A 20936-nucleotide genomic window follows, 5' to 3' on the forward strand; every position below is an offset into this window, starting at 1 on the left:
CTACCTCTCTACAAACCCGGCGATACCTCTCTTCGCATCACTCCAGCGCTCAACCACCCCCTCAACGTGGCCGGGCGTGTCGCCGGCGCGTAACAACGACAGGAGCCGCTCGCACGACTCCCTCGGGCCCTCGGCGACGACCTCGACCCTCCCGTCGGCCAGGTTCGAGGCCCACCCGACGAGCCCGAGCTCCAGTGCGCGGGCCCGGGTCCACCAGCGGAAACCCACGCCCTGCACCCGTCCCCGGACCCATGCCGTCATCCGAACCACGCCTACAAGTATCCAGATCGATTTCGGCCGCGACAGGCCGGGGTGCCTACTCAGGGACGTGCGTTCCTGGGGCGGGGCTGGCATTTCGGACAGCTGTAGGAGGACCGGTTCATGAACGCCTCCCGGCGGACCGGCGTCCCGCAGCGGCGGCAGGGCTCGTCCCGCCTGCCGTACACCGCGAGCGAGCGGTCGAAGTAGCCGCTCTCGCCGTTCACGTTCACGTACAGGCTGTCGAAGGAGGTGCCGCCCTGCTCCAGCGCCTCGCCCATGACCGCGCGGATCGCCGCCAGCAGTTCGGCGATCTTCGGCCGGGTCAGCGTCTCGGTCGGCCGCGCCCAGTGCAGGCGTGCCCGCCACAACGCCTCGTCCGCGTAGATGTTGCCCACCCCGCTGATCAGCGACTGGTCGAGCAACGCCCGCTTGACCCCCGTACGGCGCAGCCGCAGCCGCACGGCGAACTCCTCGTCGTCGAAGGCGTCCTCCAGCGGGTCGGCGGCGATGTGCGCGATCGGCTCGGGCACCGGCCGGGCGGGACCGGAGGTCATCGGGGCCACCAGGAGATGCCCGAAGGTGCGCTGGTCGACGAACCGTAACTCCGGGCCGCCGTCGGTGAAGCCCATGCGCACGCGCAGGTGCTTCTCGATGGGCGACAGCGGGTCGACGACGAGAAGCTGGCCGCTCATGCCGAGGTGGGCGATCAGGGCCTCATCCGGCTCCTCCTGGGCGCCGTCCCGCAGGGGCAGCCACAGGTACTTGCCGCGCCGCTCCGCCGACACCGGCGTGCGGCCCTTGAGCTGGGCGGGCAGGTCGCCGGCGTTGCGGCGGACCGCCCTGGGGTGCAGAACCTCGGCCGCGGCCACCGTACGGCCGGCGACCCAGCTCTCCAGGCCCCTGCGGACGACCTCTACCTCGGGCAGCTCGGGCATGCGCCGTCTCCCGGGTCAGGCCCGTACGGGCCCGGCGCCGTCGCGGGCGTCGCGCAGCGCGCGGATCGCGGTCCAGGCCGCCTCCGCCGCCTGCTGCTCGGCCTCCTTCTTGCTGCGCCCCGCGCCCTTGCCGTACTCCTTGCCGCCGACGCGCACGATCGCGGAGAACGACTTGGCGTGGTCGGGCCCGCTCTCGTCCACGTGATACTCCGGCACGCCGAGCATCTCGGCGGCGGTGAGCTCCTGCAGGGACGTCTTCCAGTCGAGCCCGGCGCCGAGCGACGCCGAGCGCGTGATGAGCGGGTCGAACAGCAGGTGGACGACCCGGAACGCCTCGTCGAGGCCCTTGTCGACGTACACGGTGCCGATCAGGGCCTCCAGCGTGTCGGCCAGGATGGACGACTTGTCCCGGCCGCCCGTGCCCTCCTCGCCGCGGCCGAGCCGCAGGTACTTGCCGAGGTCGAGCGTCCTGGCGACGTCCGCGAGCGCCCGCATGTTGACCACGGCGGCGCGCAGCTTGGCGAGCTGGCCCTCCGGCAGGTCCGGGTGGTTGCGGAACAGCGTGTCCGTCACCACGAGACCCAGCACCGAGTCGCCCAGGAACTCCAGGCGCTCGTTCGTCGGCAGCCCGCCGTTCTCGTAGGCGTACGAGCGGTGCGTCAGCGCCCGCTCAAGGATGCCGGTGCTGAGCCGGACGTCCAGAGTCTGGAACAGCTCGTCTCTGGCGACCTCGACGGGCACGGGCTTTACAGACGGCGCGGCCATGAAATCCTCCCAACTCCTATGTGCAGGCAAGGCCGTGCACGGGAGGCAGGTGGACCGGCCGAAGGCCCGAAGGCGTGGTGGACGCCGGTCCGCCGGGAGCCGATGGCCCCGGCGTCCACCACGGCCGCGGGCGTGCATGTCGGTGCGTACCGTCCAACCGCCACCGCACGTTCCCTGAAAGCCGCACGTTCCTTAAGAGCACGGTAACGCCGACCGGCTCGCCTTGACGATCCGGCCGGCGTTTCCGATTGCTGCGTGAGGCAACGCTCTACGCGCGATCAGGCCGACGGCTCGACGACCTGACGGCGGTTGTAGGTGCCGCAGGTCGGGCACGCCACGTGCGGGCGCTTGGGCGAGCGGCACTGCGGGCAGCTCACGAGTGCGACCGCCGCCGCCTTCCACTGGGACCTGCGGGCGCGGGTGTTGCTCCGCGACATCTTCCGCTTGGGGACGGCCACGTCAACCCTCCTGATCGTCTTCCTGTTCCACAACCAAACCCTGCAGCGCCGCCCAGCGGGCGTCGACGGTTTCGTGCCGGTGGTCAGGGCCGGCCTCCGCCAGCCTGATCCCGCACTCCGCACAGAGACCGGGGCAGTCCTCACCGCACACCGGGCTCAGCGGCAGTGCGAGCACCACCGCGTCACGGAATACCGGCTCGAGATCGAGCAGTTCGCCGTCGAGGAGCAGATCGTCCTCTCCGGCGTCCTCCGCCGAGTAGAAGTAGAGCTCCTGGAAGTCGACCTCGATCTCCGAGGTCAACGGGTCCAGGCAGCGCGAGCACTCCCCCGTCAGGGGAGCCTGCGCCGTGCCCGTGACGAGCACACCCTCCATCACCGCCTCGAGCCGGATGTCCAGCTCGACGTCGGCGTCCTTGGGAACGCCGATCATTCCGACCGCGAGGTCCGCCGGTGCCGGGAGGACCGGGCTGAGCGTGCGCATCGATCCCGGTCGGCGCCCCAGGTCATGGGTGGAGATCACCCAGGGGGCTCGGGGATCGAGGCTGTGCAGACTCATCCTGCTCTCGTTAGGCATGGCGAATCACCGCCGTCGTGCAAGGCTGAAAGGCAAGAATACCAGCCCCGGTTCAGCCTCTGAGCCGCTCCACGAGCAGCTGGCGAACGAGGTCGGGGACCAGGCCGGAGACGTCCCCGCCGTACCGGGCTATCTCCTTGAGCCTGCTGGACGACAGGAACGAGTATTCCGGGTTGGTGGACATGAACAGCGTCTCGACGCCCGACATCCGATAGTTGAGCTGGGCCATCTGCAGCTCGTAGTCGAAGTCGCTGACCGCCCGCAGACCCTTCACGATGGCCGGGATGCCCTGCTGCCTGCAGAAGTCGACCAGCAGGCCGTGGAACTTCTCGACGCGGACGTTGCCGTACTCCTTCGTCACCGCCTGCAGCATCTCGATGCGCTCGTCGACGGTGAACAGGCTGTGCTTCTCGACGTTGATGAGCACGGCCACGACGACCTCGTCGTACAGCCGTGACGTCCGGCCGATGATGTCCAGATGTCCGTTGGTGACGGGATCGAACGACCCCGGGCAGACGACGCGACGCAAGGCGCACCCCCATGATCTACGGGTTCCCGGCTGCGTGACCGTACCAAACGGCCGCCTCACCGTACCGACGGACCCTGTCTTCCGTGAAGCCCACGGGCCACATCAGGTCCTTACCCCTCGACTCCCGCTCGACGGCCACCAGCGCGCCCTCGGCCAGCCAGCCGTTGTCGTGCAGCGCCAGCAGCACCCGCGAGACCGCCTCGTCCGAGACGGCGTACGGCGGATCGGCGAAGACGAAGTCGTACGGCTTCTCGCACGGCCGGCCCACCACCCGCTCGACCTTCTCGGCCCGCAGGGACGCCCCCGGCAGCCCCAGGGACGCGATGTTCTCCCTGATCGTGCGTACGGCCTTGGCCTCCGACTCGACCAGCAGCGCGTGGGCGGCCCCCCTGCTCAGCGCCTCCAGCCCCACGGCGCCGGACCCGGCGTACAGATCGAGGACCCGGGCCCCCTCCAGCGAGCCGAGCACGGAACCGACGGTGGCGAACAGGCCCTCCCGGGTGCGGTCGCTCGTCGGCCTGGTCGACTTCCCCGGCGGCACGGCCAGTCTGCGTCCCCCCGCCGTCCCTGCGATCACCCGCGTCACGCCCTCATTGTCCCGCCCCCGACGCCCTTTCCGTACGGCGGGCGGAGGGCCCGAAAGATCGCGCAGGTCAAGAGTGGGCAAGCGGCGGCGACGAATGAGTAAGAGCCGTATCGCGGGCTCCGTCACATGCGCATCATGAGTTCTGCGGCCTTCACGGTGACCCAGGGGAAGGCCGGCCGGCGTGGTCGTGAGCCCTTCCGCACGTCGGCGCCCTCGGCACCTGACCCGAGGGTGGGCCCAGCCGGGGACGGCATTCGGGGGGAGGCCGTCCCAAGGCTGGGCCCTGGGTCATTCAACGGGCGTCGTGTTTCACACGGCGCCCGTTTCACTTTCCGGGCGCATACCGCGGCACCCGCGGGCGCGGGCCGCGGGCGCCCCCGCCCGCGGGGCGCCGTGGCGGGGACGGCGTTCAGGCCTTCTCGAGGAACTCGGCGCGTTCGTCGGCGACCATGGTGTCGATCTCGGCGCGCAGGCCCGGATGGGCCGACAGCTCGGGATCGGCGGACAACAGGGCGGTCGCCTCGGTCCTGGCGGTCTCGATCACGTCCTCGTCGCGAAGAAGCTGCAGCAGCTTGAGTGACGACTTGCGCCCCGACTGGGCCGCGCCGAGCACGTCGCCCTCCCTGCGCTGCTCCAGGTCGACACGGGACAGCTCGAAGCCGTCGAGGGTCGTGGCCACCGCGTCGAGCCTGCGGCGCGCCTGGGTGCCCTCCGGGGCCTCGCTCACGAGCAGGCACAGCCCGGGCAGGCCTCCCCGGCCCACCCGGCCGCGCAGCTGGTGAAGCTGGGAGACGCCGAAACGGTCGGCGTCCATGATGACCATCACCGACGAGTTGGGTACGTCGACGCCGACCTCGATGACCGTGGTCGCGACCAGGACGTCGATCTCGCCCCTGGCGAAGGCGCGCATCACCGCGTCCTTGTCCTCGGGCGCGAGCTTGCCGTGCAGCGCCTCGACCCGCAGGCCGGCGAGCGGCCCCTCCACGAGCATGCGCGCGACGTCGAGCACCGCCAGGGGCGGCCTGCGCTCGTCGTCGTCCTTCGCCAGGTCGCCCTCGTCGCCCTCCTGATCGCCGATGCGGGGGCACACCACGTACGCCTGGCGGCCCAGGCCGACCTCCTCCCGGATCCGCTGCCAGGCGCGGTCGAGGAAGTGCGGCTTCTCGGCGGCGGGCACCACGTGGGTGGTGATCGGGGCCCGGCCCGAGGGGAGCTGGGACAGCGTGGAGACCTCCAGGTCGCCGAACACGGTCATCGCGACCGTGCGCGGGATCGGCGTCGCCGTCATGACCAGCACGTGGGGACGCCCGCCGCCGCCCTTCTCACGCAGCGCGTCACGCTGCTCGACGCCGAACCTGTGCTGCTCGTCCACCACGACCAGGCCGAGGTCGGCGAACTGGACGTGCTCCTGCAGCACGGCGTGGGTGCCGATCACGATGCCGGCCGCGCCGGAGGCCGCGTCGAGCAGCGCGCTGCGCCGCGCGGCGGCCCCCATCGAGCCGGTGAGCAGCGCGACCGACGTCCCGCCGAACATCCCGCCGGCCGCGAGATCGCCCAGCATGTTCACGATCGAGCGGTGGTGCTGCTGGGCGAGGACCTCGGTGGGGGCGAGCAGCACGGCCTGGCCGCCGGAGTCCACCACCTGCAGCATCGCGCGCAGCGCGACCACGGTCTTGCCCGCGCCGACCTCACCCTGCAGGAGCCGGTGCATGGGGTGCTCGCGGGCGAGGTCGGCGGCGATCTCCTCGCCGACCTGCCGTTGCCCGTCGGTGAGCTGGAACGGCAGCCGCTTGTCGAACTCCCGCAGCAGCCCGTCGTCGCGCCCGGGGCGGGCCCTGGCGAGCCAGGCGGAGGCGGCGATGCGCCGCCGCACCAGAACGGCCTGCAGGACGAACGCCTCGTCGAATTTCAGCCGATCGTGCGAGCGGCCGACGTCCGCCTGGCTGCGGGGCCGGTGGACGCGCCGCAGCGCCTCCTCGATCGGCAGCAGCCCCAGCCGCTCCCGTATCTCGCCGGGCACGGGGTCGTCCAGACTCAGCACGTCGAGCACCGTGCGCACGGCCCGGCGGATCTTCCAGCTCGGCAGCCCCTGCCCGGAGGGGTAGATCGGCACCAGCGCGGAGGCGAACTCCTCGGCCGTCTCCTCCGTCTCGTCGAACGACTCGTACTCGGGATGGGTGAGCGAGACGCGCCTGGTCCTCCCGCCGGCGAAGACGCTCACCTTGCCGGAGAACATCGCCTCGGTGCCCGGGGTGAGCCGCTGCTCGGCCACGTAGGCGCCCTTGCCGAAGAAGGCCAGGTGCAGCTTCTCCTTGCCGTCGGTCACCTCGATGTCGAGCCAGGTGCCCTGCCGGTTCTTCATCGGCCTGCGCACGGCGGACGACACCTTGGCGACCACGGTGACGTGCTCGTCGTGCTCCAGCGACGCGATCGGCGTCAGCTCCCCCCGCTGCGCGTACCGCCGCGGATAGTGGCGCAGCAGTTCACCGACCGTGCTGATGCCCAGCGCGCTCTCCAGGGGGGCGGCCGACCTGCCGACCACCTTCTTGAGCGGCTCGTCGAAGCTCGTCACGACACCAATTACTACCCCTGTGGGCCGACAATCCGGCTACTCGACGCCGATCAGGAGGGGATAGCCGCCCTGCCCGCCCTCGTACACGACGATCTCCAGATCCGGGCGGACGCGCTCCAGATGATCGCGTACGGCGCGGAGGAGGCCCTCGGGCGCGCCGGCGCCGGTGACGAGCGTGACCATCTCACTGCCCCCGGACACCAGGCGCCGGGCGACCTCGACCGCGGCTTCGGCCAGGTCCGCGCCGATCAGCGCGACCTCGCCGTCCACCACGCCGAGCACGTCACCGATCCGGCACAGCCCGACGCTGGTCATCGCGGCGCGGTCGGCCACCCACACGTGCCCGTGGCGGGTGTGCCCGGCGGCGTCGGTCATCGCCACGATGTCGTCGTCGAAGCGGCGCAGCGGGTCATGCACGGCCAGCGCGGCCAGGCCCTGCACCGACGCCCGGGTGGGCAGGACGCTGACCGTCACGCCCTCCTCCCTGGCGATCTCCGCGGCGGCCACGGCGACGTCGTGCACGGCCGCGTCGTTGGGCAGCACGGCGACCTCGGTCCCGGCCTCGCGGACGGCCCGCAGCAGGGCCGCCGCCGGCGGCGCCGAGCCCGGCTCGCGCCGCACGACGACCGCTCCCGCCTCACGGAACAGCGCCGCCAGGCCGTCCCCCGCGGCGACCGCGACGACGCCCCGGGCCGGGCCCGGCTCATGCGGCCGTCCCCCGAGGTAGGTCACCTTGATCCGGTGCGGGCGCCCGGCCCGCAGCCCGGCCTCGATCGCCGCGCCGGCGTCGTCCACGTGGACATGGACGTTCCACAGGCCCTCTCCCCCGACGATCACGAGGCTGTCCCCGAGCGCGTCGAGTTCGTCCCTCAGCCGGTCCGCCTCGTCCGCGCCCGCGTCCAGGAGGTACATGACCTCGTATCCGGGGCCGTCCGCGTCCTGCCGCCCGAGCTCCTCCGGTGCGATCCGCGCGGCCGGGGCGGGCACCTCGTGCCGCTCGCTGTACGCCTCGGCCACCACCTCCGCCAGGCTCTCCAGGAGGATCACCAGCCCGGCCGCGCCCGCGTCCACCACGCCGTTGCGGGACAGCACGCCGAGCTGCCCGGTCGTCCGGCGCAGGGCCCGACGTGCCTCGTCCGCCGCCCGGCGGGCCACCTCGTTCAGGTCGTCCGGCGCGTCGCGTACGGCGTGCGCCGCGGCCGACAGCACGCTGAGCACCGTGCCCTCCACGGGCCGCATCACCGCCGCCCTGGCCATTTCGGCCGCCCTCGTCAGGCCCTCACGCAGGTCGGCGCCGCCTCCCGGCGCGCGCCCCAGCACCTGGCCCATGCCTCGCAGCGCCTGGCTGACGATCACACCGGAGTTGCCCCGCGCGCCGAGCAGGGCGCCGCGCGTCAGTGCCTCCCACGTCGCGCCCCCGTCCGCGTCGCCGGGCAGCGCGTCCAGCGCCTCGGCCGCCGACAGGATCGTGAGGTGCAGGTTGGTGCCGGTGTCCCCGTCCGGGACGGGGAACACGTTGAGCGCGTCGATGTCCGCCCTGGCCCGGCCGAGGGCCGCCGCGCAGTGGCGGGACCACCGGCGCACCGCGGGGGGATCGAGCACCTTGAGCATCCGGCCGACCTTCCTTCCGCGCGCTCTTGCCCTCGATGCGCTACCCGCTCCGGCCCCTCGATGCGCTACCGTTGGCGGGTACGAGACTATCCCCGTCCGCCGGAGTCCCGTTTGGCGTGCACCGGCGAACATCGGATATCCTCGTGTGGCCAGCCGGTTGTCCCGGCATTGCTCGGACGAGCCGCTGCACCGGCGCCGGGCCGATCGACTGATTCAAAGGAGCGATTACCGTGGCTTCCGTCTGCGACGTCTGCGCCAAGAAGCCGATTTTCGGCAACAACATCTCCCACTCGCACCGCCGCACCCGCCGCCGCTGGAACCCCAACATCCAGACTGTGCGCGCGGTGGTCAACGGGACGCCGAAGCGGATGAACGTCTGCACCTCCTGCATCAAGGCGGGCAAGGTCACGCGCTGACCGTCTGACATCCGCGAAGCCCGCCACCGGTTCCGGTGGCGGGCTTTCGCATGCCCGGACACCGGATTCCCCGGCGATGGGGATCCGGGCGCCCTTGTGCTGGCCATGCTGGTCGCCCAGAACCCCTCGGGACGCCGGATCAAGCTCCGCCTGCGCGACCTGGACGGCGCGTTGCTTCCTCCGCGAGAACTCACGGCGCTCGCCGACGCGGTGGAGTCCGGGACGCGGCCCGAGCCGGAGGGCACCGAGGTGGCGACCGTCCTGCGCCGCCTCGCCCACGATCCCCTCGGCCGCCTGCTGTGACTCTCGGCGGCGCGGCCCCTGCCCGGACGCCGCGGGGCGCATGACCAGGTGAACGGTGCGGCTGCCGTCGGGGCGCCGCGGCGCCTGCCCCCATCGGCCGCCGGCTGCTCAGAGGGCGCGGCGCAGACGCCACCCGTGGTCCACGGGACCGATGCCCGCACCCAGCGGGAAGCCGTGCGCGATCGCGCCCGTGACATACTCCTTGGCCCGCCGTACGGCTCCGGGCACGTCCTCGCCGAGAGCGAGGTACGACGCGATGGCGGAGGCCAGCGTGCAGCCGGTGCCGTGGGTGTGCCGGTTGTCGTGCCGCTCGGCGGTGAAGCGGTGCTCGCTCGACCCGTCGGTGAGCAGGTCCACGGGCTCCCCGGGCAGGTGGCCACCCTTGATCAGCGCCCACTTCGGGCCGAGGGCCAGCACGGCCTCGGCGGCGCGGGGCATGTCGCCCTCATCCTCGACCTTGACGCCCGTGAGCTGCTCGACCTCCCACAGGTTGGGGGTGACCACGGTCGCGACCGGCAGCAGCACGCTCTTGACGGTCTCCACGGCCTCCGGCGCGAGCAGGCTGTCGCCGTGCTTGGACACGCCGACCGGGTCCACCACGACGGGCGCGGTCACGCCCGCGAGCACCTCCGCGACGGTCTCCACCAGCACGGACGACGCCAGCATGCCCGTCTTGATCGCCTGGGCTCCGATGTCGCCGAGGACCGAGTCGAGCTGCGCCCGCACCGCCTCTGGAGGCAGTTCCCAATAGCCCTGCACGCCGAGCGAGTTCTGCGCCGTCACGGCCGCGATGACGCTCATGCCGTGCGTGCCGAGGGCCAGCATGGTCTTCAGGTCGGCCTGGATGCCGGCGCCGCCGCCGGAGTCGGAGCCCGCGATCGTCAGGACACGTGGTGGGGTGGTCATGCGACCATCCAACCAAAACGCCCGCCGCTCCCCCGAAGCGCCTCGTTCCCCGGATGGCCGCCCCGGCCGGGCGGGCCGGGGCGGGCCGGAACGGGGCGGGCCGGGGTGGAGCGGGGCGGCCGGGGCGGGGCGGAACGGGGCGGAACGGAGCGGGTCAGCCGCGGCGCCTGGACGGACCGGGGCCGCTCACCTCGCACCGTCCTTCGGAGAGCACGCAGTCGGCGGGTGCGGCGGACGCTCCGTCGGCGCGGACGGTCAACGTCAGCGTGCCGCCTTCGCCCAGCGCGGTCTGCGAGCTCAGGATCAGGGTGTTCCCCTGCTGCCGCCAGTCCGCCCCCTCGACCGCGGTCACCTGTCCGCCGACGGCCAGCCTGATGGTCCAGGCGGGCAGGGCCGGCCCCTCGTTGCGTACGGCGAGCCGTGCCGTGTAGCCGCTCCCGGCACGGCGTGTCACCGTGAACCCCACCCGCACCGCAGGACCGCCGGCGAAAGCGAACTCCGTCCGCGCCGTGTCCGTGCCTGTGCCGGCCGCGTCCGTGCCCGCGGCGTCCTCGGTGCTTCCGCTGTCGCCGGGGGCGTCCTCACCGGGCCGGGCGTCTCCGCCGGGCGCGGTGTTCTCCGTGCCGTCTCCGGCGGGCGCGACGGCGACGGGAGCGTCGCCGTCCTGCGCGGACGCCTGGGCCGACGCCCGTGGGGCGGCGGTGGACGGAGTGCGCGTACGGGCGGCCGTGTGGTCGCGATCCCGGCCTTTCGCCGTGGGGGCCGGGGTGGACCGGGGCCTCGCCGGCTTGTCCTGCCCTGCCGTGCTCTTCCCCGCGTCCTTCTGGCCCTTCTCCCTCTCATCGGCGCCGGTCTCGCCGGAATCCTCCTGGCCGTTCCTTACCGGGTCGCCGGTCGGATCGCCGGTCGAGTCGCTCTGGACGGGTGTCCCGCCGAGGGACTCGCCGGAGCCCGGCTCTGCGTGAGACGCCCCCGCGGCGGCGCAGTCCGCGGAAGCCGGGCAGGCCGTCGTCGTCTGGTCCATGCTCAGGGAAGCCCGCCCGGCGATGAGGCGGGCACCGCCGGTCGTGACGCCCACGGCGACCAACACCGACAGCCCCGACACGAGCGCCAGCCGCCGCAGGCGTCTCGGCCGCTCCACGCGGTCGTCCCGGCCGGTGACGCCTCCGCCCTCGGATCTCCCCGGCGACATCGGACGCCGGGACGACGCGAGGCTCTCAGGCTCCCGGCTCTCGGACTTCCGGCTCTCGGACTCCAGGCTCTCGGGCGACAGTGCGGCGAACATCCGGGTCGTCGCCTCGGAGGGCGGCGCCGGCCACGGCGCACGGCCACCGGCCGCCTCCTCCGGCGGCACGGGCCACGGCACACCACCGCCGGCGGGGGGCGCCGGCCAGGGCGCGTCCCCGCCGCCCGTCCCCGGCCGGGCGTAGCCGCTTGCGGGAAGGGTCGCCGGGGCGCCACCCGGTGCCGCCGGCGGACGGAAGGCCAGGTGGTCCGGGCCGGAGCCCGTCTCCCGCGGGTCGCCGGGAGCCGGAGAGGGCTGCCCCTCTCGTGCTTTGCGTCCTGCCGTATGACGGCCCATCGAGGTCCTTCCTGTTGCCGACCGCCATACTTAATAACAGATCTAATACGCCTATGTCACAAATTTCACATCATCCTCGGAAGTGGTCCCATCCCCCCGTGGTCCAGGTCTGACCGTCGACGCGCACTCCGCTCCCCTGCGTGACCGCCCCTACGGGCGTCCACTCGGGCGGCAGCCGTACCCCGGAAGGGAACGTCGCGGCCAGAGCGTGGTCGTCACCGCCGGTCAGCACCCACTCCAGGGGGTCGGCGCCGAGATCGCGCGCCGCCGCGGACAGCGCCTCGGGCACGGGCAGGGCGGCGGCGTCCAGCTCGACGGCCACGCCGCTCGCGTCGGCGACGTGACCGAGGTCCTGCAGCAGGCCGTCGCTGACGTCGAGCATCGCCGTCGCGCCGAGCAGCGCGGCCCGCGGACCACAGGGATACGGCGGCCGGGGACGGCGGTGCGCCTCCAGCAGTGCCACGAGATCCGGGGCGCCGCCGGTCACCCCCGCCCCGAGCAGGGCCAGACCGGCCGCGGCGTGTCCGAGACGGCCCGCCACGGCGACCACGTCGCCGGGACGCGCGCCGGACCGGGTCACCGGAGACCGGCCGCCGAGATCGCCGAGCGCGGTCACGCCGAGCACGACGGTCTCGGAGCGCGCGATGTCGCCCCCCGCCACCGTCGCCCCCACCAGGTCGCACTCGTCGCGGAAGCCGTCGGTCAGGGCGTCCAGCCAGTCGGCGGCGACGTCGGCGGGCAGCCCCAGGCCGACCACGAGGGCGGTGGGATCGGCCCCCATGGCAACGATGTCGGAAAGGTTCTGTGCCGCCGCCTTACGGCCGATGTCATAGCCACTCGACCAGTCGCGACGGAAGTGCCTACCCTCGATCAGTAGGTCCGTGCTCACGACAACCCGGCCGTCGGGGGCCTTCAGGACCGCGGCGTCGTCGCCGGGGCCCAGCAGTACGGCGGCGGTCCGCGGAAGGCGTCCCGATATACGTTGAATTACTCCGAATTCGCCGAGATCTCCGACTGTGATAGCACACCCCTAGTGCATTCGAGGTACGGTTACGCTCCGGCACTGATCTCTATCCGGAGGGCGTCATGGTGCAGGCCTACATCCTTATCCAGACCGAGGTCGGCAGGGCCGCCAACGTGGCCGAGGAGATCTCCACCATCCCCGGGGTCACCCAGGCCGAGGATGTCACCGGCCCCTACGACGTGATCGTCCGGGCCCAGGCCAACAACGTGGACGAGCTCGGCAAGCTCGTGGTGGCCAAGATCCAGGCGGTGCAGGGCATCACCCGTACACTGACGTGCCCGATCGTTCACATCTGAGCGGAAGACGAGCCGGGGAGACGATGCGAGAGGCGAAGGGGCCCGCACGAACGACGCTGCCGACCACGGTCGTGGCGGCGCTCGCCCTGCTCGCCGGCTGCTCGTCCACGGTGCACGTGGAGCCGCCCACGCCGACCGGCGAGGCGGCGGCGGCCTGCCGCACGCTCGGCACGGCACTGCCGAAGACGCTCGACGGGCTCGGCCGGGCCGCCTCCGAGCCTCCCTCGCCGTACGTCGCCGTGTGGGGCGACGGCCAGATCGCCCTGCGCTGCGGGGTGCCCCGGCCGGCCGCGATGGAGCCGACGGCGGAGGTCTCCGACATCAACGGCGTCGGCTGGTTCCAGGACCCGCGCCGGCCGACGCTGTTCACGTCCACCAACCGGGTCGCGTACGTCGAGGTGACGATCGGCAAGGGCCACCAGCCCGGGGCCGTGCTGGTCGACCTCGCCGAGCCGATCAAGTCCAGCATCCCCGAGTAGCTAGCGCAGGCCCGCGGGCCGGCGCAGCGCGAGCTGGATCAGCCGCTCGACCAGGCCGTCGTACGGCAGGCCTGTGGCGGCCCACAGCTGCGGCGCGACCGACAGCGACGTGAAGCCCGGCATGGTGTTGATCTCGTTGACGATCAGCTCTCCGGACGGCGTGTAGAAGAAGTCGACCCGCGACAGACCCTCGCAGCCGAGCGCCTCGAACGCGCGCACGGCCATGGACCGCACCGTCTCCGCCACCTCGGCCGGAATGTCGGCCGGCGCCTGGAGCGCCATCTGGTCGGGGTAGTACTTGGCCTCGAAGTCGAAGAACTCGCGGTCGCCCCGGACGAGCACCTCGCCGGGGACGCTCGCCGCGGGAGCGGCGTCGTCGAGCGACTCCAGCACCGCGCACTCGACCTCCCGACCGGCGATGGCGGCCTCGACCAGCACCTTCGGGTCGTGCTCGCGGGCGAGTTCGATCGCCGCCTCCAGCGACTCGGGGTCGTGCGCCTTGGAGATGCCCTGCGACGACCCGGCCCGGGAGGGCTTGACGAACACCGGCCAGCCCAGTTCCTCGATCTCCTTGAGCACCCGGCCGCGGTCGAGCCGCCAGTCGCGGTCGCGGACGACCACGAACGGGCCGACCGGCAGCCCCGCGGCGCGCAGCACGAGCTTCATGTACGCCTTGTCCATGCCGACCGCGCTGGCCAGCACGCCGGAGCCCACGTAGCGGACGCCGGCCATCTCCAGCAGACCCTGGATCGTCCCGTCCTCGCCGAACGGGCCGTGCAGCATGGGGAACACGACGTCCACCCGGCCGAGCGCGCGCGGGATCTCACCGGATTCGAGGGCCACGAGAGTGCCGGAGTCCCCGGGGAGCGCGAGCGCCGTGCCGGAGTCGTCCACGACGGGCAGGCGGCCGGACTCGATCGCGTAGGACTGGGTGCCCGACGCCAGCACCCAGCGCCCGTCCGGGGCGATGCCGATGGGGATGACCTCGTACTTCGACCGGTCGATGGCCTCCAGCACGCTGCCGGCGCCCATCAGGGAAACGGCGTGCTCGGAGTTGCGGCCGCCGAAGACGACTGCCACGCGCACGCGTGACGGGGACTCGCGATCCTCATTCATGATGCCCGAATCTACCGTGTTCGAGGCGCAAAACGGCTTGTCAGCCGCGCGCGTCGCGGAGGTCCGTTATCCCCGATCAGACCTGATCAGACGCCGTAGCGCTCCGGCTTGGGCGTGCGCGACATCAGCAGCACCGCGGCCTCACCGGGGGTCATGCCGTCGTGGACGACGCCGACGACCACCTCGGTGATGGGCATCTCCACGTCGTGTTTCCTGGCCAGTTCGAGCACCGACTCGCACGACTTGACGCCCTCGGCCGTCTGCTTCGTGGCCGCGACGACCTCGGCCATCGTCATGCCGCGGCCCAGGTTCTCGCCGAACGTGCGGTTGCGCGACAGCGGCGAGGTGCAGGTCGCGACGAGGTCGCCCATGCCCGCGAGGCCCGCGAAGGTGTGCTGGTCCGCCCCGAGCGCCGCGCCCAGCCGGGCGATCTCGGCCAGCCCGCGCGTCATGAGCGTCGCCCGCACGTTGTCGCCCAGGCCCATGCCGGCCGCGACCCCGACGGCCAGCGCGATCACGTTCTTGACCGCGCCGCCGAGCTCGACGCCCACCACGTCCGGGTTGGTGTAGGTCCGGAACCACGGCAGGTGACACGCCTCCTGGAGCCGGGCGGCCACCTCCTCGTCGGAGCAGGCGACGACGGCCGCGGCGGGCTGCCGCTGGGCCAGCTCGGGCACCAGGTTGGGCCCGGAAACCACGGCCACCCGGCGCTCCGGCACCTCGGCCACCTCGCAGACGACCTCGCTCATCCGCTTGCACGTGCCGAGCTCGACGCCCTTCATCAGGCTGACCAGCACGGCCTCCGGCGGGATGTGGGGCTTCCACACCTGGAGGTTGGCGCGCAGCGTCTGGGACGGCACCGCGAGGACCACGAAATCGGCGCCCTCCATGGCCTCGGCGGGGTCCGTCGTGGCGCGGATGGTGTCGGGCAGCCGCATCCCCGGCAGGTATTCGGGGTTCTCCCGGGTCTCGTTGATCGCGTCGACGATCTCCGCCCGCCTGCCCCACAGGGTCGTGGCGGTGCCGGCCTCGGCGAGGATCATCGCGAACGTGGTGCCCCACGAGCCCGTTCCGAAAACAGCCGCCCTGCTCACTGGCCGCACCACTCCTCTTGCTCCGCGCGCTCCCCCCTCACCGTACGCTCCGCTCAGCCGTTAGCCGCGTTCTTGGGGTCAAAGGGGACCTCTGGCGCCTTCTCGTCCCGGATCTCGGCCAGCAGTTCGGTGATGGCGGCCGTGATGTCGGCGGTCGCGTCGCGCAGAACCGAGCCGCGCATGGGCTGCCCGGCGTACCTGGACAGGTCGACCGGCGGCCCGGCCAGCACGTGGAAGGTCGTGCGGGGCAGCAGGCGCGGCTTCTTCGCCCCGTACGGCAGCAACTCCTGGGCGCCCCAGTGGGCGATCGGGACGACCGGCACGCCGGTCGCGAGGGCCAGCCGGGCGACGCCGGTCTTGCCCACCATGGGCCACTGGTCGGGATCGCGGGTGATGGTGCCCTCGGGATAGAAGAGGATGCAGGCGCCGCTCCGCAGCCGCTCCTCGGCGATCTTGAGCGACTTGGTTGCCTCGGTGCTGTTGCGCTCGACCGGGATGGCCTGGAGCTGCGCGATGGCGTGACCGAGTCCGCGGATCCGGAAGAGACCCGCCTTGGCCAGGATCGTCGGCCACCGCCCGTTGTTGTACAGGTAGTGCGAGAGCAGCACGGGGTCCGACCACGACAGGTGGTTGACCGCGATGATCAGTCCGCCGGTTCGGGGGATGTTCTCCCCGCCGCGCCACCGCCGCTTCACGAACAGCCGTGAGAGCGGCTTGACGACGACGACCGCGAGCGCCTCCCAGAAGCGCGGCGGCCGGCCGGCACGGCGGCTCACCCTGGCGGGGACGGGTGTGGCCGGGGGTGTGGCCTGGGGGCTGGTCGGGTCGGACGAGGGCTCGCTGGGGTGGCTCACAGGGTCTCCAAAATCACCGGGATCCGGGACAAGTCTCCCGGTTGGCCATGCGCGATGTCGAGGCGGGATGCTACAGGCATGCACCTCGCGCAATGGTCAATAGTGGTCCCGGTGAAGACCCTGATCCGGGCCAAGACGCGGCTCGCCGCGGCGGCCGGGCCGTACCGGACCGATCTGGCGGTCGCGGTGGCCTCCGACACCGTGGTGGCGGCGCTGCGGTGCCCGCTGGTGGCGCGCGTGGTGGTCGTCACGGCCGACCCGTTGCCCGCGCGGCGGCTGGCCGCGCTCGGGGCCCACGTCGTGGCCGATCCGGACCGGGGGCTGAACACCGCTCTGCGTGCGGGCGCGGAGGAGGCGGTACGGCTCGCGCCCGGCGACGCCGTCGGCGCTCTGCAGGCCGATCTGCCCGCCCTGCGGCCCGCCGAGCTGGAGACGGCACTCGCGGCGGCGGCGGAGTTCGACCAGGCGTTCGTTCCCGACACGGCCGAGGTGGGCACGACCTTCTACGGCGTACGACCGGGCGTGTCCTTCCGGCCGGGGTTCGGCGGCGAGTCGAGGGCCAGGCACCTGTCGCGGGGGGCGAAGGAGCTGACCCTGCCCGGGATCGCCTCCGTACGCAGGGACGTGGACACCGTGGAGGACCTGCGCGACGCCCTGACCCTGGGCGTCGGCCCCGCCACCGCCGAGGTCGCCGCCCGAATCCTCCGCGGCACGGCTCCCCGGCCGTAGAGAGGAGAGTCGTTCGGCCGGTGAGCCGCCCGCCCTGCTGACCGTCCGGCCGGCCCCGGGGCGGAGGCGGCGCCGGACACACGAAAGCCGGACACACGAAAGCCGGACACACGAAAGCCGGACGCGCGAAGGGCGGACACACGAAAGGCGGCCACGCCGAGCCCCCGCTCCGGCGTGGTCGCCCGTGTCGTCGTGTCAGTGGGCCGCCTCCGCGTTCTCCCGGGCCTGCTTGGGCAGCAGGAAGGCCACGGCGAAGGTGAGCAGGAGCATTCCGGCGACCACCCAGAGGGTGACCTTCATGGCCTGGTCGAAGCTCCCGGCGGTGGGCACGTCGCCGAGCAGGTCGAAGAAGACCGTGCCGAGCAGGGCCACGCCGAACGCGTTGCCCAGCTGCTGCACCGCCGTCAGTGTGCCGGACGCCGAGCCCGTCTCGTGCTCCTCCACGCCGGCGAGCACGATGTCGAAGAACGGCGCCATCAGCATGCCCATGCCGAAACCGCTGACGGCCAGCGCGGGAGCGAGCTGCCACGGGCTGACGTGCATGCCCGCGATGTTCAGCGTGATCACGACGCCGATCACGCCCAGCGTCATGACCAGGGTGCCGCCCTGGAGCAGCTTGCGCCCGAACTTCTGCAGCCCCATCGCGGCGCCGAATCCGAGAAGCGTGCCGATCGACGAGGGAACCGTCGCGAGCCCCGCCTTGAGCGGCGAGTAGCCGAGCCCCAGCTGGCAGTAGAGGTTGAAGGCCAGCATGAACCCGGCCATGCCGGAGAAGAACACCATGCCGGTGAACAGACCGCCGGTGAACGCACGCTTGCGGAACAGGCTCGGCACGATCAGCGGGTCGCCGCCCGTGCGGCTGCGGCGGGACTGGAACCAGCCGAAGACGGCGAACACGAGCACCGAGGCGGCGAGCATCACGAACGCCCACGCGGGCCAGTCGTGCTCGCGGCCCTGCACCAGCGGGTAGATCACCAGGAAGGCGCCCACGGACGCGAGCGCGACCCCGGCCAGGTCGAGTCGCGGCGGCCGCGGCGACCTCGACTCGGGCAGGAAACGCAGCCCGGCGAGGAGCGCGGCCAGGCCGAGCGGCAGGTTGATGAAGAAGATCATCCGCCAGCCGGTGCCCCAGAAGTCGGCCGTTACGAGCCAGCCGGCGAGGAGCGGGCCGCCGACCGCCGACAGGCCCATGACCGGCCCGAACATGCCGAACGCCTTGGCCACGTCCTCGGGCGGGAACATCTCCTTGATCATGCCGAGGCCCTGCGGCAGCATGACGGACCCGAACAGGCCCTGGATCACCCGGGCGCCGACCAGCATCTCGGGCGACTGGGCGACGGCGCACAGCAGGGACCCCACGGTGAACCCGGCGGCTCCGATCAGGAACATACGCCTGCGGCCGAAGATGTCCCCGAGTCGGCCGCCGGTGATGAGCCCCACGGCCATCGCGAGCGTGTAGGCGGCGCCCAGCCACTGGATGACGGCCTCGGAACCGCCGAGGTCGGCGCGCATGTTGGGCGCCGCGATGTTGGTGACCATCGCGTCGAGCATGTCCATGACCTCGCCGGCGAGGATCACGAAGAGAGCGGCCCAGCGCCAGCGGTACGGCGCTCCAGCCGCCGACGCCGGCGGCGCGGTCGCCGTGACGGGTTCCGACATCATCCCTCCCTTAGGGACTGAACAGTGTTCATAGTAAAGTGAGCGCTGTTCTAGCACCGATCAGTGTTCAGCGCAAAGTTCGATGTTCGCCACGATATATCTCGATTGCGGAGGACACAAGATATATCTCGTTCACAGATCGGTGTTCGTGAACGCGGAGCGGTGTTCATTAGCATGGGCGGAACAGCGGGAGGTCCTTCATGACGCAGCCGGACATGCCCACACCGCCGTGGGAGCGTCCGCCCAAGCGACGTACGCCGGCCAGGGTGCCCCTCACCCGTGAGCGGATCGTCGACGCCGCCTACACGGTCCTCGACCGCGAGGGCTACGACCGGCTGAGCATGCGGCAGGTCGCCGCCGAGCTCGGTGTCGCCGTCTCGGCGCTGTACGTGCACGTACGCGACAAGGACGAACTGCTGCAGCTCATGTACACCCGCATGTTCGAGGGCTACGAGATTCCGGAGCCGGACCCCGAGCACTGGCGGGAGCAGGTCAAGGATTTCGCCCGCCAGGCGCGTGAGCGGCTGCTCAGCCGTCGCGACCTGACGAAGCTCGCGATGGGGCACGTCCCGTTCACGCCGGAGCTGCTCCCCTACGTGGAGCGGCTGATGGCCGTCCTCGGCGCCTCCGGGATGCCGCGGCGGGTCCTGGCCATCTCCGGCGACATGCTGTCCACGTACATCAACGGGTTCGCGCTGGAGGAGAGCCTCTGGCAGCAGCGCTACCGCGAGACCCACAGCTCGTGGCACAAGCTGCGCGACGAGATCAACGACTATTTCGCCTCCCTGCCGCCCGACCGGTTCCCGAACCTGGTCGCGCTCGCCGACATCATGATCGACGAGTCGAACGACTACCGGTTCGAGCTCGGCCTGGAGATCATCCTGCGTGGCCTCGCCTCCTACATCGGCGAGCCGGACCCCGGCGAGGAGGGCAAGGAGAGCGAGGAGGCCTAAGCGACCTCGCGGATCCGGGGCGCGATCAGGACCGGCAGGTGGGCGAGCGTGTAAAACCCACAGGCGGCCCAGAACGCGACGCGCACCCCGGCGAGCTGGCCGAGCGTGCCCGCCAGCAGGCCGCCGAGCGGCATCGCGCCCCACATCAGGAAGCGCATGGTGGCGCTCAGCCGGCCGAGCAGATGCGGCGGGCAGATCGACTGACGGTAGGCCCCCTGCGCCACGCTGAAGACGGTGGTCGCCACCCCGCTCGCGGCCAGGGCCACCGGAAGGATCAGCAGCCGGGGCCCCGCCGCCGTCAGTGCGAGCGGAGCGGTGCACACCGTGGCCGCCCACGCCGAGGCGTACATGGCCCGCCCCCTTCCCAGGCGGCCCGCGATCCGCGGGGCGAGCCAGGCGCCGGCCACCCCGCCCACCGCACCGGCCGACAGCAGCATGCCGTACGTGCCGGGGCTGGTGCCGACCTCGCGGACGAGGTAGAGCGGCACCGTGGCCGACCACAGGCCGAACGACAGCATCATTAGCGCTCCGACGGCGGCGACCCGGCGCAGGACGGGTTGCCCCGCGACGAACGAGAGCCCCTCGGCGATCTCCGTCCACAGCCGGCCTCCGCCCCGGGCGTCCCTATCGTCGGGCTTCTCGTCCGCGCGTACGCCGAGGAGCAGCAGCGCGGACCCGGCGTAGCTCAGCGCGTCTGCGACCACCGCGATCGGGGCGGTGAGCGCCTGCACCAGCCAGCCGCCGATCCCCGGGCCCGCGAGCTGGGCGAGCGACTGGTTCGCGGCGAGCGTGCCGTGCCCGCGGGCTAGGTCCTCCCTGCCGACGATGGCCGGGAGGTAGCTCTGGTGGGCGACGTCGAAGAAGACCGTGCACAGCCCGTTCAGCAGGGCCACGGCGTACATCTGGGGCAGGCCGAGCACGCCGAGCACGCCCGCGGCCGGGATCGACAGCAGCGCCAGCGCGCGGACCACGTCGGCGGCGACCAGCACGGGACGGCGCCGCATCCGGTCCACCCAGGCTCCCGCGGGCAGGCCGACCAGCAGGAACGCCACCATCTCGGCGGCGGTGAGCAGCCCCACCTGGAACGGGCTCGCGTGGAGGGTGAGCGCCGCCGTGAGCGGCAGGGCGACCAGGGAGACCTCGCTGCCGAGCTTGCTGATCGCGTCGGCCCCGGCGTATCGCCGGAAGTCCCTGACGCGCCACAGGCTTCCGCTCGCCACCGCAGACATGCGGA

The 20936-nt window shown here is 72.2% G+C and carries 23 protein-coding genes; 6 read left to right on the plus strand and 17 right to left on the minus strand.

The genetic code is table 11. The annotated features are described in order from the left end of the window. The 9 genes from ACQPZZ_RS33035 to ACQPZZ_RS33075 all read right to left on the minus strand — a co-directional run bounded on the left by ACQPZZ_RS33035 (position 1) and on the right by ACQPZZ_RS33075 (position 8291). Positions 1-261, minus strand: coding sequence for an acylphosphatase (locus tag ACQPZZ_RS33035; protein ID WP_363644089.1), 261 nt, complete (start codon positions 259-261; stop codon positions 1-3). Between the two features lie 59 nt (positions 262-320). Further along, entirely contained in the window at positions 321-1196 is an 876-nt protein-coding gene (gene mutM / locus ACQPZZ_RS33040; protein ID WP_432925556.1) for a bifunctional DNA-formamidopyrimidine glycosylase/DNA-(apurinic or apyrimidinic site) lyase, read from the minus strand. A 15-nt stretch (positions 1197-1211) separates the two neighbouring features. Continuing rightward, positions 1212-1961, minus strand: a complete 750-nt coding sequence (rnc, locus tag ACQPZZ_RS33045) for a ribonuclease III (RefSeq protein WP_363644085.1) — start codon at positions 1959-1961, stop codon at positions 1212-1214. 278 nt (positions 1962-2239) lie between these two features. Further along, complete coding sequence (gene rpmF, locus ACQPZZ_RS33050; protein WP_030506036.1) at positions 2240-2419, minus strand: 50S ribosomal protein L32; 180 nt, start codon at positions 2417-2419, stop codon at positions 2240-2242. A gap of 1 nt (position 2420) precedes the next feature. Continuing rightward, positions 2421-2975 carry a YceD family protein gene (locus tag ACQPZZ_RS33055; RefSeq protein ID WP_363644082.1) on the minus strand — a complete coding sequence of 185 codons (555 nt, stop codon included), beginning with the start codon at positions 2973-2975 and terminating at the stop codon, positions 2421-2423. Between the two features lie 70 nt (positions 2976-3045). Next, a complete protein-coding gene (coaD, locus tag ACQPZZ_RS33060; RefSeq protein WP_432925559.1) occupies positions 3046-3522 on the minus strand; it encodes a pantetheine-phosphate adenylyltransferase in 477 nt (158 codons plus the stop codon). A 16-nt stretch (positions 3523-3538) separates the two neighbouring features. Then, positions 3539-4108 (minus strand): 16S rRNA (guanine(966)-N(2))-methyltransferase RsmD, encoded by a 570-nt coding sequence (gene rsmD, locus ACQPZZ_RS33065; protein ID WP_432925561.1) that lies wholly within the window; start codon positions 4106-4108, stop codon positions 3539-3541. Positions 4109-4517: 409 nt separating this feature from the next. Beyond that, positions 4518-6680 (minus strand): ATP-dependent DNA helicase RecG, encoded by a 2163-nt coding sequence (gene recG, locus ACQPZZ_RS33070; RefSeq protein ID WP_432925563.1) that lies wholly within the window; start codon positions 6678-6680, stop codon positions 4518-4520. A 36-nt stretch (positions 6681-6716) separates the two neighbouring features. Further along, positions 6717-8291: a DAK2 domain-containing protein gene (locus ACQPZZ_RS33075; protein WP_432925566.1), complete on the minus strand. Its 1575-nt coding sequence runs from the start codon at positions 8289-8291 to the stop codon at positions 6717-6719. 230 nt (positions 8292-8521) lie between these two features. Here ACQPZZ_RS33075 and rpmB point away from each other — a divergent pair, with 230 nt between their 5' ends. Continuing rightward, positions 8522-8707 (plus strand): 50S ribosomal protein L28, encoded by a 186-nt coding sequence (gene rpmB, locus ACQPZZ_RS33080; protein WP_030506042.1) that lies wholly within the window; start codon positions 8522-8524, stop codon positions 8705-8707. Between the two features lie 105 nt (positions 8708-8812). After that, the gene (locus tag ACQPZZ_RS33085; RefSeq protein WP_432925568.1) at positions 8813-9010 is read left to right on the plus strand and encodes a hypothetical protein; all 198 of its coding nucleotides are present in this window, start codon (positions 8813-8815) and stop codon (positions 9008-9010) included. A gap of 108 nt (positions 9011-9118) precedes the next feature. Here the strand turns inward: ACQPZZ_RS33085 and thiD are convergent, their stop codons facing one another. The 3 genes from thiD to ACQPZZ_RS33100 all read right to left on the minus strand — a co-directional run bounded on the left by thiD (position 9119) and on the right by ACQPZZ_RS33100 (position 12519). Then, a complete protein-coding gene (gene thiD, locus ACQPZZ_RS33090; RefSeq protein ID WP_432925570.1) occupies positions 9119-9916 on the minus strand; it encodes a bifunctional hydroxymethylpyrimidine kinase/phosphomethylpyrimidine kinase in 798 nt (265 codons plus the stop codon). Between the two features lie 154 nt (positions 9917-10070). Continuing rightward, on the minus strand, positions 10071-11498 hold the full coding sequence (locus ACQPZZ_RS33095) for a hypothetical protein (RefSeq protein WP_432925572.1): 1428 nt from the start codon (positions 11496-11498) through the stop codon (positions 10071-10073). Positions 11499-11568: 70 nt separating this feature from the next. Further along, positions 11569-12519, minus strand: coding sequence for a thiamine-phosphate kinase (locus ACQPZZ_RS33100; RefSeq protein WP_363644193.1), 951 nt, complete (start codon positions 12517-12519; stop codon positions 11569-11571). 65 nt (positions 12520-12584) lie between these two features. Here ACQPZZ_RS33100 and ACQPZZ_RS33105 point away from each other — a divergent pair, with 65 nt between their 5' ends. Both ACQPZZ_RS33105 and ACQPZZ_RS33110 read left to right on the plus strand, forming a co-directional pair. Continuing rightward, entirely contained in the window at positions 12585-12818 is a 234-nt protein-coding gene (locus ACQPZZ_RS33105; RefSeq protein WP_363644066.1) for an Lrp/AsnC family transcriptional regulator, read from the plus strand. A gap of 23 nt (positions 12819-12841) precedes the next feature. Next, entirely contained in the window at positions 12842-13297 is a 456-nt protein-coding gene (locus tag ACQPZZ_RS33110) for a DUF3515 domain-containing protein (protein ID WP_432925574.1), read from the plus strand. Here the strand turns inward: ACQPZZ_RS33110 and ACQPZZ_RS33115 are convergent, their stop codons facing one another. The 3 genes from ACQPZZ_RS33115 to ACQPZZ_RS33125 form a co-directional block, all read right to left on the minus strand. After that, positions 13298-14413 carry a D-alanine--D-alanine ligase family protein gene (locus tag ACQPZZ_RS33115; protein WP_432925576.1) on the minus strand — a complete coding sequence of 372 codons (1116 nt, stop codon included), beginning with the start codon at positions 14411-14413 and terminating at the stop codon, positions 13298-13300. Positions 14414-14499: 86 nt separating this feature from the next. Next, positions 14500-15507, minus strand: coding sequence for an NAD(P)H-dependent glycerol-3-phosphate dehydrogenase (locus ACQPZZ_RS33120; protein ID WP_363644060.1), 1008 nt, complete (start codon positions 15505-15507; stop codon positions 14500-14502). Between the two features lie 53 nt (positions 15508-15560). Beyond that, positions 15561-16361: a lysophospholipid acyltransferase family protein gene (locus tag ACQPZZ_RS33125; RefSeq protein WP_432925579.1), complete on the minus strand. Its 801-nt coding sequence runs from the start codon at positions 16359-16361 to the stop codon at positions 15561-15563. A 78-nt stretch (positions 16362-16439) separates the two neighbouring features. Here ACQPZZ_RS33125 and cofC point away from each other — a divergent pair, with 78 nt between their 5' ends. Then, a complete protein-coding gene (gene cofC, locus ACQPZZ_RS33130) occupies positions 16440-17090 on the plus strand; it encodes a 2-phospho-L-lactate guanylyltransferase (protein WP_432925581.1) in 651 nt (216 codons plus the stop codon). A 195-nt stretch (positions 17091-17285) separates the two neighbouring features. On the opposite strand, the gene ACQPZZ_RS33135 is transcribed toward cofC, so the two are convergent. Next, the gene (locus ACQPZZ_RS33135) at positions 17286-18749 is read right to left on the minus strand and encodes an MFS transporter (protein ID WP_432925583.1); all 1464 of its coding nucleotides are present in this window, start codon (positions 18747-18749) and stop codon (positions 17286-17288) included. A 200-nt stretch (positions 18750-18949) separates the two neighbouring features. Here ACQPZZ_RS33135 and ACQPZZ_RS33140 point away from each other — a divergent pair, with 200 nt between their 5' ends. Beyond that, positions 18950-19702 carry a TetR/AcrR family transcriptional regulator gene (locus ACQPZZ_RS33140; RefSeq protein WP_432925585.1) on the plus strand — a complete coding sequence of 251 codons (753 nt, stop codon included), beginning with the start codon at positions 18950-18952 and terminating at the stop codon, positions 19700-19702. Here the strand turns inward: ACQPZZ_RS33140 and ACQPZZ_RS33145 are convergent. Beyond that, complete coding sequence (locus tag ACQPZZ_RS33145) at positions 19699-20931, minus strand: MFS transporter (protein ID WP_432925587.1); 1233 nt, start codon at positions 20929-20931, stop codon at positions 19699-19701. The genes ACQPZZ_RS33140 and ACQPZZ_RS33145 overlap by 4 nt on opposite strands. Positions 20932-20936: the final 5 nt, after the last annotated feature.

The organism is Microbispora sp. CA-135349 (assembly GCF_050947365.1).
Lineage (GTDB): Bacteria > Actinomycetota > Actinomycetes > Streptosporangiales > Streptosporangiaceae > Microbispora.

Bases quoted from the DNA above. Each gene is read 5' to 3' on its own strand.
- ACQPZZ_RS33055 (WP_363644082.1), bottom strand. From the start codon at position 2,975: ATGAGTCTGCACAGCCTCGATCCCCGAGCCCCCTGGGTGATCTCCACC.
- ACQPZZ_RS33105 (WP_363644066.1), top strand. From the start codon at position 12,585: ATGGTGCAGGCCTACATCCTTATCCAGACCGAGGTCGGCAGGGCCGCC.
- ACQPZZ_RS33115 (WP_432925576.1), bottom strand. From the start codon at position 14,413: ATGAATGAGGATCGCGAGTCCCCGTCACGCGTGCGCGTGGCAGTCGTC.
- thiD (WP_432925570.1), bottom strand. From the start codon at position 9,916: ATGACCACCCCACCACGTGTCCTGACGATCGCGGGCTCCGACTCCGGC.
- ACQPZZ_RS33135 (WP_432925583.1), bottom strand. From the start codon at position 18,749: ATGTCGGAACCCGTCACGGCGACCGCGCCGCCGGCGTCGGCGGCTGGA.
- ACQPZZ_RS33075 (WP_432925566.1), bottom strand. From the start codon at position 8,291: ATGCTCAAGGTGCTCGATCCCCCCGCGGTGCGCCGGTGGTCCCGCCAC.
- mutM (WP_432925556.1), bottom strand. From the start codon at position 1,196: ATGCCCGAGCTGCCCGAGGTAGAGGTCGTCCGCAGGGGCCTGGAGAGC.
- ACQPZZ_RS33145 (WP_432925587.1), bottom strand. From the start codon at position 20,931: ATGTCTGCGGTGGCGAGCGGAAGCCTGTGGCGCGTCAGGGACTTCCGG.
- ACQPZZ_RS33035 (WP_363644089.1), bottom strand. From the start codon at position 261: ATGACGGCATGGGTCCGGGGACGGGTGCAGGGCGTGGGTTTCCGCTGG.
- ACQPZZ_RS33140 (WP_432925585.1), top strand. From the start codon at position 18,950: ATGACGCAGCCGGACATGCCCACACCGCCGTGGGAGCGTCCGCCCAAG.
- rnc (WP_363644085.1), bottom strand. From the start codon at position 1,961: ATGGCCGCGCCGTCTGTAAAGCCCGTGCCCGTCGAGGTCGCCAGAGAC.
- ACQPZZ_RS33095 (WP_432925572.1), bottom strand. From the start codon at position 11,498: ATGGGCCGTCATACGGCAGGACGCAAAGCACGAGAGGGGCAGCCCTCT.
- cofC (WP_432925581.1), top strand. From the start codon at position 16,440: ATGCACCTCGCGCAATGGTCAATAGTGGTCCCGGTGAAGACCCTGATC.
- ACQPZZ_RS33110 (WP_432925574.1), top strand. From the start codon at position 12,842: ATGCGAGAGGCGAAGGGGCCCGCACGAACGACGCTGCCGACCACGGTC.
- ACQPZZ_RS33085 (WP_432925568.1), top strand. From the start codon at position 8,813: ATGCTGGTCGCCCAGAACCCCTCGGGACGCCGGATCAAGCTCCGCCTG.